This window comes from Williamsoniiplasma somnilux, assembly GCF_002804005.1.
GTDB classification, from domain to species: domain Bacteria; phylum Bacillota_I; class Bacilli_A; order Mycoplasmatales; family Mycoplasmataceae; genus Williamsoniiplasma; species Williamsoniiplasma somnilux.
Window position 1 is genome coordinate 197,063 of sequence record NZ_CP024965.1, and the last position, 15,510, is coordinate 212,572.

A 15,510-nucleotide genomic window follows, 5' to 3' on the forward strand; every position below is an offset into this window, starting at 1 on the left:
TATGAGTATTAAATTAAGAAATATAGTGATTGATTACGGTAATTCAATTGCTGTTGACAACTTAAGTATGTCAATCAAAACAGGAGAATTAGTTTGTTTATTGGGACCATCAGGTTGTGGTAAATCAACTACTTTAAATGCAATTGCAGGCTTATTGCAAGTTTCACAAGGGCAAATTTTGTTTGATGGAGTTGATGTTACTAAAAAATCTCCACAAAAGAGAAATATTGGTCTTGTTTTCCAAAACTATGCTTTGTATCCACATTTAAATGTTTTCCAAAATATAGCTTTTCCTTTAAAACAAAATGATGATTTTCAAAGAGAAATCGAGAAAAATAATAAACTTGTTAAATTAGAAATTAAAACCGCCTACAGAATGGGTGTATCAAAAGCTTCAAGAAAACTAAAATCTAAAATTGAAGCAGAACTCGAAAAATATGTAAACTTATATTCAAAAGAATTTTATTTAATGGAATCTGACTTTGTTGCAATGTTTAAAGCATTAGCTGATAAATATGCATTAGCAATTTACGGAGACAAAGAATTAAATAACTTTAGATCAAGATTATTTACAATGTGATTTGACGAATTTAGACAATGAATTGAATTACAAAAAGAAGAAATGTACAACGAAATTATTTCTAACTTAAAATCTCAATCTGGAGAATTTAAAGCAGCATTAGTTTCTGCACACATCAAAGACGATGATTTTGTTAAATTTTTAATTCAACAATTTTTACAAAAACTTAAAATCGAAAAATTAGACTTATTTAAACGTAAAGCAAAAGCAATTGGTGCTTCTGTGGCACAACACAAAAAAATCTTAATTGAAGACGTGAAATCTTTCCGTAGATTATCAGCAATTTCAGGAAAAGACGTCAAATGATTGGTGACAACTGAAGAACGTGATGCTTTAATTGCTGAATACGAAAGCGAAGCACAAGCTTTAAAAGAAGTTTTTGCTTCTCAATATGATGAAATAATTAATCAAAAATTAGCAAAATTAAAAATTATTGAAAAATTTTTAAAACATTATGAAGTGGCAATTAATGATTTTGCAATTGATGAAAAAATGACTGAAGCAGAAAGCGAAAACGAATTAGCAATTTTAAATTCTAAAATCAAAAAATATAAATTAGAAATTAAAAAAGCGGTTTTAGAAGTTGCCAAAAAAGTTGAAATCGAATCACAATTGAAAAAACGTCCTGCTGAATTATCAGGAGGACAACAACAACGTGTGGCGATTGCACGTGCGATTGTTAAAAAACCTAAAGTTTTATTATTAGATGAACCTTTGTCTAACTTAGATGCAAAACTACGTGTTTCAACAAGAGAATGAATTAAAAAATTCCAAAAAGATACAGGAATTACAACAGTTTTTGTTACTCACGATCAAGAAGAGGCGATGAGTATTTCTGATAAAATTTTTATTATGAACAAGGGATTATTACAACAAGCTGATGCACCAATGTCTGTTTACGAACAACCAGCTAACAAATTTGTTGCTAACTTTATTGGAACACCTTCGATGAACTTTTTTGATAATGCTAAAGTTGATGAACAAAGAAACGTTATTTTAAATGATCAAAAAATTGGTAAGTTAAAATCAAAGACAAAAGCAAAAAAAATTGTTGTAGGTGTTCGACCTGAACACATTAATATTAATGGTGATTTAAATTTTTCTGAATTTGCAAATAAAAAACCATTTATTGGAATAGTGGATGTGATTGAAAAATTAGGAAGATCTGATTACATGAAATTTATTTGAGATAAAAGAGAAGTTCGTGTTATTTATGATGGTCAAACAGGAATTAATGCTAATGAAAGTATTAAATTTAATATTCAAAAGGGAAAAGTTTATATCTTTGATAATGCTGGTGATAAACCATTGTTGGAGGTAATCTAGATGGTGGTTTTTAAAAAAAATAAAGGTTTTAATATTACACATGTCAATGCTCGTAAAAGAAAACAAAATAAGAAAAATTTTGATTCCTTTTTCTTGCAATTAATATGAATAATACCAGGTTTATTTTTTATTGGGGTCTTCGTTTTTTTCTCACTATACATGGTTATTAAAAATGGTACTAACGGTTCTCCAAGACCAATTTATGAATGGTATTTATCAGCTTGAAACTTTAAAGCGATTCTAACTGATCAAACATTTTTAATTGCTTTAAAAAATTCATTGTTGTATGTTGTTGTAACGGTGCCGATTGGATTAGTTATTTCAATCCTTTGTGCTAAAGCATTGTCATCAATTTTAAACAAAAGAATTTTCTCATTTGTACAAGGAGTTTTCTTCTTACCATATGTAACAAGTGCAATGGCTGTTGCAATGGCATTCTCATTTATCTTTAGTTCAAGTTCTGGAGGGGTATTTAACCAATTCATGGGCTTATTCGGAATTGATTCAGTTGCATGATTAAAAGATTCAAGATATGCAATTTTTACAGTGTTCATTTTTGGGATTTGAAAAACACTACCATTCCAAATCGTTATGTTAACTTCAGCATTTATTAGAATTAATAAACAATACTATGCAGCTGCAAGTATCGATGGTATGAGTAAATGAAAACAATTTTGAAGAATAACAATGCCACAATTAACGCCAATGATTGTATATTTAACAACATTAGCTTTAATTGCTTCATTCAAAGTATTACCTTTGGGATTATTTGGAAATGAAGCTGAAGCTGAAAAAGTAAATGCCCAAACAATCATTTTCTGGATTTATGAAAGAACAACTGGTTCATCAACAAATGCTATTTCATATCCAAAAGCAGGAGCTGCTTCGTTGTTCTTAATGTTTATTATTTTAGCAGTAACAGTTGTTAATAGATTTATCACTAAAAAATTAGCCGTGAGATATAAATAGGAGGTTTTATGCAAAAAAATAACGAAATAAAAACATTTGAAAAAATTGAAATTAAAATTCGTGAAGATTACATCGAAAATAAAAAAAACATAAAATCTTCATTTGATAACAAAATTGCTAATCAAAATAATAAATTATCAAAACGCAGCCTAAAAGAAGAACGTTTTGTATCTTTGAAAAACAATTTAGAAAAATACAAAGATAATGTTAGGGATTACTATTTTAATGGTTTAAAAGCTTGATTTGTTTTAATGCAACTTTCGTTCGTGATGAGAAGTTTGCGATTTCATTATCATATAACTAACTTTTGATTTATTAAATCTGTTAACCGTAAAATAATGTTTACAGCATCAATGGCTGGAGAAAGTCTTGGTAAAAAAATCTTAGGTAATTTTATTAAGACAGTTTTTATTCTAATTATGATGATTGTCTTCTTGTTCCCCTTTTATTGAATGATCTCAGTATCTTTTAGATCATCAGATGAAATAACTGAAGGAATTAAAGGATCGATGAGTTTATGACCTAAGGAATGAACTTGAGATGCATACGATTTCTTGTTTAATAATCCTAATGCTAAAATTTCTATCGGATCAGCAATAGGAAGTTCATTCTTGATTGCAATCATTTCTACAATTGTACAAATCTTTGTTTCCTTGCTTGGGGGATTTGGTTTATCTTATATTAACAGTAGATATAAAGAAGTCTTTATCATGATTATTCTAGCAACTATGATGTTGCCAGGAGAAGCGTTATTAATTGGTCAGTACATGATTATTACCGACTTACAGTTAAAGAACACATTGATAGCTCTAATCATTCCGTTTATTGGTAATGCCTTTACAATTTACATGTTTAAAAACGCTTTTGATAGTATTAATGACTCAGTTAAAAAAGCAGCTAAAGTAGATGGTTTATCAAATTGACAATTTTTTATTAAAATTGCTATTCCATATGTAAGAGCAACTATCTTTACAGCAATCTTAATTTCATTCATTGCTTCATGAAACTCAATTCTATGACCAACAATGGTTATTAAACAAGATTCACAATTTGTAACCTTACCAATGATTTTGTGACAAATTATGCAATCTTCGGGCATCAGTGGAGATGTTTGAAACATGGATGGTTCATTAGACCCACAAAACTTAAAAATGGCAGCCTCAATCGTTGCAATTTTACCAATGTTTATCATTTTTGTCTTTACTAAAAAATACTTAGTAAAAGGAATTACATCAAACAGTGGTGCTAAAGAATAATTAAGCAAGTAATTGACTTTGCGTATGTGTTTTTATACAATCTATATGTTGTTAAAACACATATATGGCGCCATTGGTGAAGTGGTTAACACATCAGGTTGTGGTCCTGACATTCGAGGGTTCGATCCCCTTATGGCGCCCCATTAATTTAAAAAACAAAATCGGTCTATGATCGATTTTTTTATTTTTTTCTAAACCTTTATGGAGGTTTATATGATTGTTAGTATTCCACAACAAAGTATTAATCAAGTAATTAATGTTCAAGAGTATCCAACTATAAATTCAAGCGACACAAAAATGCGTATTGTTTTTATGAATAAAAAAATCACATTAAACAAAAAATCTTTTTATAAAATATTAATTTGATTTAAAAATAATGACAAACAACTTTTGCAAAATTTTGCATTTAATTTGGAATTAAAAACTAAGATCGGATTATTAAGTATTCCACCGAACAAAATTTGAAAGCAAATGGAAACAAATGAGCAATGTTATTTAGAATTTAACTTACCAATAGAACACGTTTCTGATTTTAATCAACTATATTACAATTTGGTGCACGACAATAACAATAATAAAGGTGAAATAAATTTAAATCTTAACACTGACACTGATTATATAATTAACGAATTAAATGTTTTTGAAAATGGCATTTCAGTGCCTTTGTTTGCAAGGACAATTAATTCTCAACTTAATGATTTTGTTTCTAATCAAACTTATAAACAAATCGGACAGATAACAAATAATTTAATCGATTTAAATTCTAGTACTTATACCAATATATCTCCAATTAAAAACATGATCGATATTATTAAAAACGAAATTTGAGAAGATAATCCGCAAATTGAAGATTTCAAAATAGACATTGCTGAACATGACTTTAGTGATTTTTATAAATTTAAACCATCATTAAAAATTATTAAAAGTATTAACGGTTTTAAAATTATTTGTGAAAACAATTTAAAATTGAATAATGTCAATCAAAAAATCGAAGAAAAAATTGGAGATTCGGGTTTATTGTTTAATCCTTACTGTAAAAATGTTCAAACAATAAATTTAAAATTTGTATATTTTGGCAAAACTCTGAAATTATCAAAAAAAATTTTTAATTCTAAAATTTCTTATGACTATTTTTTTGATCAATCATTAAAACTTTTTAAAAAGATTGCAAACAATGAAAATTAAAACTTTTTTTAATAGCTTTTCTATCTTTTTGATTTCGATTTCGGTTTTTGGAGCAAGTTGTTTTGCGATTTACAAGTTTGGTTTTTCCAAAGAAAAAAATGTAAATATTGATACTAAAATACCAGAAATCAAACAACCAATTATTGAAATTAATGAAGAACAACAAATAGTGAAACAAGAAATTTTTGATTTAAAATTATTTCAAGAAATCTTTGCCAAAAAAACAAAAACATTTGCTTTAAATTATGAAATTTTTACAAATAGCCTTATTAGTCCAACAAAAATTAAAATCCACTATTGAAATAATACATATTTTGGTGACTGATTTTACAGTATTATAAAAATATAATTTTTATAAATAATGTATAATATAGGAAAGAAATAAAAGGTGATTAAAAATGAACATTTATGAAGAAATTTTAAAAGCTTTAAAAAAAGCTGGTGCAAAAGGCACTTTAGATAAAAACACAAGATTTGCAAATGTTGGCGTTGATTCTTTGGATTTAATGGACATGATTGTCAAATTAGAAGACACTCTAGAAATTCGTGTTCCTGATGATGAATTGTTAACTATTAAAACTATCGAGGATTTATTAAATATTATTGAAAAATTAAAGGGGTAATCACATGCCTAAACTTAATAATCAACAAAATCAACAATATGAAAAAATTGCTAATTTTTTAAGAAATGAAGGTTTCAGACTAACTGAAATTCGCCTTTCAACAATTAAAGTTATCATTAAATTAGATCATCCAACAACAATGGATATAATTGCAGAACTACAAAAAGAATATAAAAATATAAATGTAATGAGTGTTTACAACACCATTGATTTATTGTTGCAAAAACACATAATTTTTTCTAACACTTTTAATGGAAAGCAAATTTGTTATGAAATCGCAACAAATAAATCAATGCATTTAAAATGCGATAATTGTGGTCAAGTTCAAGAAATTAAAAATCACGAATTGGATAAAATCCAAATTTTAAATATCAATGAGATTGCTAAAAACCATTCTATAACAGCTGATCATTTCAAGATTGAAGTTCATGGTACTTGCGCCAAATGCGCTCTTAAATAAAATCTATTTGAACATTAAATTTTATTTTTTGTCTAACACTTTTTTGCTATAATATAAAAGTCGTTATTAGACAAAATCACAATAGGGGCATAGTTCAGTTGGTAGAACATCGGTCTTCAAAACCGAGTGTCACGAGTTCGAGTCTTGTTGCCCCTGCCATTTAGAATCACAAACGACACTTTTTGTGTCGTTTTTTTAGGAGTATAGTTCAATGGTAGAACGACGGTCTCCAAAACCGTGCGTTGAGGGTTCGATTCCTTTTACTCCTGCCAGATTAAAATGAAAAAAAACGCTATTTATGAATAGCGTTTTTTATTATGCAGGAATAATTGTAAATCCTACAGTTTGTACGCCTGCATGTACAACATATAAATGAGGGACTGGTTCTTCAACGAAATTTATATTTTGTTCTTTAAAAGTATTTCTAATAGCTGTTAACATTTTTTCTGATGCTAATGGAGTCGAGGCAAAAATTAACTTATAACCCTTTTGGTAAATTTTGTCTTTTTTAATGTGTTCGGCAACTTTTTCAGCCAAACTAGAAATTGTTCTTGCAATTCCTTCTTTTTTAGGTTCAACCCCTCAAGCAATTAGAACTTTAGTTTTAAAAATATTTAAAACAGTTGAAATTAATTTAACAGCTCTTCCTCCACGTGCTAATTTTCTTAAATCACCAGCAATAACTGCTACATAAATTTTTTCTCCAAAAGCATAAAATTCTTTAAGAACTTCTTCTGGGGTTGAAACCTTGCCTTCTTCAAGACACTTATGAAGATGTAAAGCCATTTCTTTTAAACCCTGTGCTGCAAGAAACTGATTGTTAATAACTGTTACTTTACCAATATATTTTTCTTCATTGGCAACCATTTGAGTTGTTGCTAACATTGAAGAAAGATTTGCTGTAATTGGTAAATGAACTATGTGATCATAGCGAGTTAGCATTTCGTCTCATTTTTGTTCTAACTCTCCTGGTGAAGCTTGTGAAGTTTTTCAATCGGCACCATTTGCTAATTGATTATAGAAATCATATTTTTTAATGTTTTCTGCTGTATCTTTAATATCAGCTCCTCCGGAAATAGTTACATGCAATGGAATCATTTCTACGCATGTTCCTTTATATAATTCTGGTTGTGATGTTGAAGCACTATCAACTAAAATTCCTATTTTCATTTTTTATCCCTTTCATCCTACAAGAGCTATAGTTTCACGCCCTGTGTGTGCACAAATTACATTAGTTAATTCTGATTCAATATTAATTTTTAAACCTTCTTTTTCAATTAAACTTTTAACGAAAGTAATTGTTTCGTCCGGAGTTCTCGAATAAGATAGATCTATTTTTTTAATTCCTTTGCATTCTTTTTTGAGAAATGCAATTGATTCTAAAATCGCTTTTTTAAAAGTTCTTGCCACCTGTTCTTTTTCAATTTCTCCATCATATCTTAAAATTGGAACAATTTTTAACATTTTTGCTAATGCAGCTGCCGAAGAACCAATTCGTCCACCACGCTTTAAAGTTTCTACAGTTTTAGGAACAATAAATGCTACAAATTTTTGAGAATGCAATTTTGCTAATTCTAAAATTTCGAATCCTGTTTTATTTTCAGCAATTCACATTGCAATATTTCTTATCTGTTGTTGGGCAACAACAGATACTCCATTAGTGTCAGCGACAAAAATTTTACCCTTATAAGCTTCTTCGGTTTCACTTAGCATTCGATAAGTATTAAATTGTCCTGAAAGGCCTTTGGAAATTGGCGAAAAGATAACTTGGTCATATTCGCTTAATAGTTTATCTCACATTTTCATCATATCACCTGGTAAGGTTTGTGAAGTTTTGAGTGCTTCTCCATCAAGCATTTCATAAAAAGCATCTTTACTTAAATTGCCATCATCATAGATTTGTTCACTGTTTTGTTTGGAAATCATCAAAGGAATGACGTACAAATCTTTATAATCTTTTTCTTTACCGTCATATGAAGAATCGGTAAGGATTGCTATTTTCATAATTAATACCTCCAAGTATTATAAATAATTATAATATAATTAACGATAAAGGGGTTGAAACAATGAATATAAAGTTTGGGGCATTTTTTAATGAGCAATTTGATGTTTTAATGTTAAATTTTGATAATAGTAAATTAGTTGAAAACATTATTGATAAAGATGATATTAAAATTCTTAAAAACGGAGAAGAAATCATTGCAATAAATATTTTCAATGTTTCTAAAAGTATCAAATTAAACCCTGGTCTACAAAGTGAAAATCCTAATGTTTTAAAGTTTTTAGAAATTAAATTAAAAAATATCTATCCATTGGAACAAGTGACACAATTTAAAATTGGTAAAGTTTTAAAATGTGAAATTATTGAAGGAACTCATCTGCATAATACAACTGTTGATATAGGTGAAGAAGTTATTTCAATTGTTTGTGGCGCTAAAAATATTGCCACTCATTTGTATGTGGTGGTTGCAACAGTTGGCACATATATGCCTAATGGTTTGATAATCACTGAAGGTAAGCTTCGTGGTTATGATTCTCACGGAATGATTTGTTCAGCGAAAGAATTAGGAATCAAAGATAATTTGTTTAATAGCGAAGGAATTATTGAATTACCTATAACATATCATTCTAAAGTCGGCAAAAGTTTTTGAGGTGAATATTATGAACAAAAAACCAAAATATAGTTTTGATGAAAGAATTAAAAAAGGCTATTACCTTGCAGATTATTTTATTAAAACAAATAAAATTTTAAGTTCTTCTAAACCTAATCAAATCATCACTATGCAATTTTTTCAAAGAAAAGAAGATACTATTTTATGTGGAATAGAGCATGTATTACAATTATTAAAATTTGCTTCACCAAATTTTAATAATTTAAAAATTTGAGCTTTAGAAGATGGCAGCATGGTTCAACCACTAGAACCAGTTTTAAAAATTGAGGGTTGTTATCAGGATTTTGGTTGATTAGAAGGAATAATCGACGGAATTTTAGCAAGAAATAGTTCAATTGCAACTAACTCAGCAAAAATAGTTGTAGCAGCAAAAGGAAAACCTTTATTAAATATGAATGATCGTGCTGATCTTTATTTATCTCAGCAAGAAGATGGTTATGCCTCTTATATTGGGGGATTTAGAGCGTTTGTGTCTCAAGCCGCAATTAGTTTAATAAATGATCCTAGTGTTCCTAAACCCAGTGGGACAATGCCTCATGCCTTAATTCAGTCTTTTGATGGTGATATTTTAAAAGCTACAATTGCATTTAACGAAACTTTTCCAAATGTTAATTTAGTTTCTTTGGTTGATTACAATAACGATTGTGTTGTTGATGCTATCAAAGTAGCAAACCACTTTGGAGATAAACTTTTTGCAATAAGATTAGATACTGCTGGTAATTTAATAGATAAAACACTAGAACAAAATTATGATAATTATCCTGAAAATGCTAATTTAAAAGGTGTTAATCCTTTTTTGGTTCAAGAAGTGCGCAAAGCATTAGATAATGCTGGTCATCATAAAGTAAAAATTATTGTTTCTTCAGGTTTTAACGCTGAAAAAATTGCTTATTTTGAATCTCTAAACACACCTGTAGATATTTATGGAGTTGGAGAAGCGATTAGTAAAATAAATATTTCTTTCACAGGGGATGCGGTTTTAATTAACGGCAAACCTGAAGCAAAGGTTGGAAGAAAAAACATTGAATCAACAAGATTAATTAGAATTCAATAGAAAAAATACAAGAGGTAACTATGAATATTATTGAAGAATTAAATTGAAGAGGTTTGGTAAAACAAATCACTAATGAAGAAAAACTATTAAATGCTCAAAATGAAAATCGTGGTGTTTATTGTGGTTTTGATCCAACTGCTGACTCTTTGCATGTTGGACATTTAATTCCAATCATTTTATTAGAAAGGTTTAGAAGAGTCGGATTTCAACCGATTGCACTTTTGGGTGGAGGAACAGGAATGATTGGTGATCCATCATTTAAATCAGCTGAGCGAGTTTTGCAAACAAATGAACAAGTAGATAAAAATGTTTTAGGTATTGAAACACAATTGCGTAGATTAATTCCTAATGTTGATTTCCAAAATAATGCTAAATGATTGCGCAAATTATCGTTAATTGATTTTTTGCGAGATGTAGGCAAAAACTTTACATTAGGCTATTTATTGGCCAAAGAATCAATTGCAACAAGAATTGAAACTGGTTTATCAGTTACAGAATTTGCATATACAATGTTGCAGGGCTATGACTTTTACCAATTATATACAACATCAAACTGTTTTGTCCAAATTGGTGGTTCTGATCAATGAGGTAATATAACTTCAGGAATTGACTATATTGGAACTCAAATTGGAAGAGAAAATTCTGGTGCTTGCGGTTTAACCATTAAATTGCTAGCTAAAAAGGATGGTAAAAAATTTGGTAAATCAGAATCAGGCGCTGTTTGATTAGATTCGCAAAAAACTAGTGAATACGATTTTTATCAATTTTGATTAAACCAAGACGATGAAGATTGTGAACAAATGTTAAAATTTATTACATTCCTAAACGAATCAGAAATTAACGAAGTCATTCATCAACATAATCAAAATCCTTCTGCTCGAATTTTGCAAAAAAAATTAGCAGAAGAAGTAACTAAATTCGTGCACGGAGAAGAAGGGTACATTAAAGCTTTGAAATTGACTGAAGCATTTTTTAATGGTGAATTAATCAACTTAAACAAGGAACTTTTCGAAATTGCTTTAACATCAATTCCATCTTTAGAATTAATTGGTCAAACTACAGCCATTGATGCAATAGTGGCTGTGGGAGCTGCCACTTCAAAAAGGGAGGCTCGTGAATTTATTAATGCTAATGCAATTTCATTTAATAACTCTATAATTTCTGACGAAAATGAATTAATTGAAAAAACATCTCCAATTAACAAAAAGTATATTGTTGTGAGACGTGGTAAGAAGAAATATTATGTTATTAAATTAAAATAAAATTCATAAGAATTTTTTTATTAAATATTTGTGGAATTAATTTCCAAAAACTTTACATTTTAATGGAAAGTATTATAATAATGTTGTGATAGTTGGAAACGACTATCATACCTAAAATATTATCGTTCAAATTATTTTTTTACTATTCCTAAAAATAGAAAGTTTATTTATAACTTTCAATCTTTTTCTCTTGTATTTACACATTTTTATAGGAAAGCTTGAAAAAGCTGTAAAAATCATAAAATAAAAACCTTCTTTTTGCATCAAAGAAGGTTTTCTTTAAGAAATTAAAAAACCACCTTAAAAGTGGTTTTCTTTTTTATTTAATTAAACGGTTGTATCATTCAACGATTAATGCTTCGTTAATTTCGATGTTCAATTCTTGTCTTTCTGGTAGTCTTACAAATTCACCTTTTAGTTTAGTTTTATCAACTTTTACAAATTCCACTGTTGATTCATTATTTTGTAATGCTTCAGCAATTTTATCGTTTTTTTTCATTGATTCTTTAACTTCGATGATATCTCCGATTTTTAGTGTGTATGAAGGAATGTCAACTTTTTTACCATTTACTAAAATGTGACCATGGGCAACTAATTGACGTGCTCCTTGTCTTGTCATCGCAAATCCTAAACGGTATGTTAAGTTGTCTAATCTTGATTCTAATAAGATCAAGAAGTTTAGTCCTGTAACTCCGTGAATTTTTTTAGCTTTTGCAAATGTGTTTCTAAATTGACGTTCATTAATTCCATACATGAAACGAACTTTTTGTTTTTCTTGTAATTGTTGTCCATATCCACTTAATTTAGTTCTTCTAGCTCCATGTTGACCAGGAGCTGTGGTTCTTTTTTTACCTTTACTAAATTCTTTACCATTTTCAAGAATTGAGAAACCATATCTACGAGATTTTTTGAATGTTGATCCAGTATATCTTGACATAAATTCTCCTCTTAAATCGTGTTAATTAAAATACTTTGAACAAATTCTTTTATTAAGGAGTCTAAATTTTCGCTCTTACTGCCAAGAGTTACTTTTTAATTAAAAATTTTAGACAGAAATTAATAAATATTTGCATGCAGAATACTTGTAAATAACTTTATTATTATAAACTATAATCCTTTTCTTTCAATAATTTTGTTTGTTATAATTTAATAGTAATAAAAGGACTGTAGGGTGATTAAATGAACTTATTAAGTGGATGAGATATTTCTGGTTCATTAAACACTATACAAATTCTTTGTCTTTCGGTTTTTTTTGTTTGTTTAATTTTGATAATAATTCTTTTTTGTTTGTTTAATTTATATAAAAATATTTTAAAAACAGCTTATGAAGCTCACAAAGAACTAATTAAAATAGCAAAAAGTCCTGTTCAAAATCGTTTAAAAAGATTAAATTTTATTGTCAAAAATAATTCTAATAGTGGTATTGAAAACGATTTAAACATCTGAAGAATTGAATATAAAAATTTAATTGACAAAACTTTTATTTCCCAACAAAACATTGTTTTAAACACATTCTCTGATAGCAAATATAGAAGACCAACAATTTTAAATTATCGTAGAATTAAAAAATGTTTAGATGAAACCAAAAATATTTCAATTAAGCTTTTTGCTATTTTTAAACAAATGGATAAAATTTTAATGAAAGAATTTATTCAAAGAGATACACGTATTCAAATTCGTGATGTTTACAATTCGTTAAAACCAATTGTTGCTGATTTTTTAAAAGATACTAATTTTATTTTTGATAAAGAAGTTTTTATTGTAAATTTTCAAAAAATTGACTTAGCGTTAAAGTTGATTAATATTGCTTTAAAAAAAGGGGAATATTCTAAAGCTGTAAATTTTCAATCTGTAACAACAAAAGAAATTATTAAAACAATACAAACTATTGATACTTTTTATTTAGCGGATAAACTGTTAAATAAAACGCTTAAAGATAAAATGCGTGATTTAGAAACTGATTCAAACAAAATACTTTTTACAAAAGAAGAAATAGATAAAAAACAATTAGCAATATCGGTTTTAAAAAACAAATTTATTGATTATTATAATGAAATTTTTGAAAATCTTAAAAAACTAGATTCTGAAAAAGCATTTTCATTGCTGTCAGAAATAAATGATATGGTGTTTGATTTCGAAAACAACATCAAACGAGAAAGCAAGATTAAAGATTTTTTTGTACAAAATTTTTCAAATCTTAATTATTTTTGTGAATCAGTTATAGATAGCCAAAACAAACTTGAAAATTTAGCATTAGAAAATAAAAATCAAGGACAAGAAGTTAGTCAATTTTCATCAATGTTAAAACTTTCAAGAAAAGAAGCAATTAAAATTGATGAAAAATGAAAATTAATTTGTAAGTCAATTAACAATATTAAAGCCGATAAAGGCTTTATAAATTTGGAAGAATTAAAAATTTCTTTAACAAAAATTTTAGAAGATGTGCAAAATATTTATATTGAATTTACTAAAATTGCAAGTTCTTTAAGAACTCCATCTTCTTTAAAACAAGAAATCGAAAATAAGGTATTGGAAATACAAACGCTTTTATCAAATTGTGAAGTTATTCTAGCTAACAATATGAATGTTCCTGAAATTCATAGTTTTTATAAAAATATAAATAAATTTTATGAAGATGCAGAAATAATACAAAACATTGAAGCAGCTAATGAGTTGTTTGATTTAATTATTGAATTAAAAAACGAAATAAAAAATAAAATAATTAAAGAAGCATTTGCTCAAGAGTTAATAATCTATTTAAATAGATTTGTGAATAATGAAGATTTCGAATCAGTTTATGAACAAGTTAATGAAGCATATAGACAAAATGATTTTGAAAATTCTATATCTATAGCAATCAATTCAATCATTAAATTTAAAAATAATTAGTATAAATATAGAAAAGAGAAAATTATGAAAAATATTTTAGTTAGATATGGAGAATTAACTCTAAAAGGAGCAAATAGAAATTATTTTGTTACAAAATTAATTAACAACATCAAGTTTAAATTAAAGGCTTATAAGGAGTTTGTGTCATATACAAAAGATAACAATTCTTTAACCTTAACTGTTGTCGATAATTATGTTGAAATTGTTATTGAAAAATTACAAACAACATTTGGAATTTATTCTTTATCAGTCATTGAAAAAACAAATTTGAATATGGAAGAAATTACAAATGCAGTTATTAAAATTGCTCAAAAAAGCACAAATAAACGTTTTAAATTAGAGGTTTATCGTAAAGATAAACAGTTCCCCTTAACCTCAACAGAAATTAAACAACAAATTGCACCAATTGTTTTAAGAACAATTGGTGATTTAAAAGTGGATGTTCACAATCCGAATTTGAAAATAGAAATAGTTATTAAAAAAGATCATGTAGATATTTTTGACACAAGGTTGGTTGCTCTTAAAGGTTTACCTGTAGGAGTTTCGGGCAAAGGTTTATCATTGTTAAGCGGGGGAATTGATTCTCCGGTCGCTTCTTTTTTAACAATGAAAAGAGGAATGCAAGTCGATTTCATTCATTTTATGACTCCTCCCCATACAAGTACAGAAGCACTAGATAAAGTTTTTAAATTGGCTGCTCAAATAGCTAAATATAATTATCAAAATTTTAGTTTATATGTTGTTGACTTTAGTATGTTATTGCAAGAGTTAAACCACATGCCTGATCAAAACTACAAAATAACATTAATGCGTAGAATGTTTGTTCGAATTGCTAATAAATTAGCTTTTAAAATTAATGCTAGAGGAATCATAACTGGAGAATCTCTAGGACAAGTAGCATCACAAACAATTGAATCTATTAATGTAATAAATTCAACAAGCATTTTGCCAATTCTTCGTCCAGTATTAACGTTTGATAAAGAAGAGATTATTGAAATATCCAAAAAAATTAATACTTATGATATTTCTATATTGCCTTTTGATGATGTTTGCTCAATGTTTGTTCCTAAAAACCCAATTACTAAACCTAAATTAAAAGTAGCCGAATTTAATGAACAAACAATTATGTGAGAAGAAATCTTAGAACATACTATGGATAATCTAATTAAAGAATTTGTTTGAAATGATGATAAATTCGAAGAGGTAAACAAATAAAATAAATATAAGAAAGAGG

Annotated in this window: 15 protein-coding genes and 3 tRNA genes; 15 read left to right on the plus strand and 3 right to left on the minus strand. The window is 27.7% G+C overall.

The features are described 5' to 3' along the window. The first annotated feature begins 1 nt into the window (after position 1). From ESOMN_RS00890 to ESOMN_RS00935, 10 genes are all read left to right on the plus strand, one after another. Positions 2-1,906, plus strand: coding sequence for an ATP-binding cassette domain-containing protein (locus tag ESOMN_RS00890; RefSeq protein WP_024863752.1), 1,905 nt, complete (start codon positions 2-4; stop codon positions 1,904-1,906). Further along, the gene (locus ESOMN_RS00895; protein WP_024863751.1) at positions 1,907-2,875 is read left to right on the plus strand and encodes a carbohydrate ABC transporter permease; all 969 of its coding nucleotides are present in this window, start codon (positions 1,907-1,909) and stop codon (positions 2,873-2,875) included. 8 nt (positions 2,876-2,883) lie between these two features. After that, complete coding sequence (locus tag ESOMN_RS00900; protein ID WP_024863750.1) at positions 2,884-4,131, plus strand: carbohydrate ABC transporter permease; 1,248 nt, start codon at positions 2,884-2,886, stop codon at positions 4,129-4,131. Between the two features lie 67 nt (positions 4,132-4,198). After that, a tRNA-His gene (locus ESOMN_RS00905) sits at positions 4,199-4,274 on the plus strand. A 70-nt stretch (positions 4,275-4,344) separates the two neighbouring features. Beyond that, positions 4,345-5,316: a hypothetical protein gene (locus ESOMN_RS00910; RefSeq protein ID WP_024863749.1), complete on the plus strand. Its 972-nt coding sequence runs from the start codon at positions 4,345-4,347 to the stop codon at positions 5,314-5,316. After that, on the plus strand, positions 5,306-5,665 hold the full coding sequence (locus ESOMN_RS00915; protein ID WP_024863748.1) for a hypothetical protein: 360 nt from the start codon (positions 5,306-5,308) through the stop codon (positions 5,663-5,665). The genes ESOMN_RS00910 and ESOMN_RS00915 overlap by 11 nt, the downstream gene beginning before the upstream one ends. 49 nt (positions 5,666-5,714) lie before the next feature. Next, positions 5,715-5,939: an acyl carrier protein gene (locus ESOMN_RS00920; protein ID WP_024863747.1), complete on the plus strand. Its 225-nt coding sequence runs from the start codon at positions 5,715-5,717 to the stop codon at positions 5,937-5,939. 4 nt (positions 5,940-5,943) lie between these two features. After that, positions 5,944-6,399: a Fur family transcriptional regulator gene (locus ESOMN_RS00925; protein ID WP_024863746.1), complete on the plus strand. Its 456-nt coding sequence runs from the start codon at positions 5,944-5,946 to the stop codon at positions 6,397-6,399. Between the two features lie 83 nt (positions 6,400-6,482). Then, positions 6,483-6,558, plus strand: a tRNA-Trp gene (locus ESOMN_RS00930). Positions 6,559-6,596: 38 nt separating this feature from the next. Beyond that, positions 6,597-6,671 (plus strand) — tRNA-Trp (locus tag ESOMN_RS00935). A 43-nt stretch (positions 6,672-6,714) separates the two neighbouring features. Here the strand turns inward: ESOMN_RS00935 and ESOMN_RS00940 are convergent. Together ESOMN_RS00940 and ESOMN_RS00945 are read right to left on the minus strand one after the other, a co-directional pair. Beyond that, positions 6,715-7,569, minus strand: coding sequence for a DegV family protein (locus ESOMN_RS00940; RefSeq protein WP_024863745.1), 855 nt, complete (start codon positions 7,567-7,569; stop codon positions 6,715-6,717). Between the two features lie 3 nt (positions 7,570-7,572). Beyond that, complete coding sequence (locus ESOMN_RS00945) at positions 7,573-8,403, minus strand: DegV family protein (protein ID WP_034942655.1); 831 nt, start codon at positions 8,401-8,403, stop codon at positions 7,573-7,575. A gap of 62 nt (positions 8,404-8,465) precedes the next feature. On the opposite strand from ESOMN_RS00945, the gene ytpR reads away from it, so the two are divergent. The 3 genes from ytpR to tyrS are packed head-to-tail and all read left to right on the plus strand — an operon-like array spanning position 8,466 to position 11,387. Beyond that, positions 8,466-9,083, plus strand: a complete 618-nt coding sequence (gene ytpR, locus ESOMN_RS00950; RefSeq protein ID WP_024863743.1) for a YtpR family tRNA-binding protein — start codon at positions 8,466-8,468, stop codon at positions 9,081-9,083. Beyond that, a complete protein-coding gene (locus ESOMN_RS00955; protein WP_024863742.1) occupies positions 9,061-10,125 on the plus strand; it encodes a nicotinate phosphoribosyltransferase in 1,065 nt (354 codons plus the stop codon). Before ytpR ends, ESOMN_RS00955 begins: the two co-directional genes overlap by 23 nt. A 20-nt stretch (positions 10,126-10,145) precedes the next feature. After that, complete coding sequence (gene tyrS, locus ESOMN_RS00960; RefSeq protein WP_024863741.1) at positions 10,146-11,387, plus strand: tyrosine--tRNA ligase; 1,242 nt, start codon at positions 10,146-10,148, stop codon at positions 11,385-11,387. A 319-nt stretch (positions 11,388-11,706) separates the two neighbouring features. Here the strand turns inward: tyrS and rpsD are convergent, their stop codons facing one another. After that, the gene (gene rpsD, locus ESOMN_RS00965; protein ID WP_024863740.1) at positions 11,707-12,324 is read right to left on the minus strand and encodes a 30S ribosomal protein S4; all 618 of its coding nucleotides are present in this window, start codon (positions 12,322-12,324) and stop codon (positions 11,707-11,709) included. 242 nt (positions 12,325-12,566) lie between these two features. On the opposite strand from rpsD, the gene ESOMN_RS00970 reads away from it, so the two are divergent. Beyond that, the gene (locus ESOMN_RS00970) at positions 12,567-14,276 is read left to right on the plus strand and encodes a hypothetical protein (protein WP_024863739.1); all 1,710 of its coding nucleotides are present in this window, start codon (positions 12,567-12,569) and stop codon (positions 14,274-14,276) included. Between the two features lie 24 nt (positions 14,277-14,300). Further along, positions 14,301-15,491 (plus strand): tRNA uracil 4-sulfurtransferase ThiI, encoded by a 1,191-nt coding sequence (gene thiI / locus ESOMN_RS00975; RefSeq protein ID WP_024863738.1) that lies wholly within the window; start codon positions 14,301-14,303, stop codon positions 15,489-15,491. Positions 15,492-15,510: the final 19 nt, after the last annotated feature.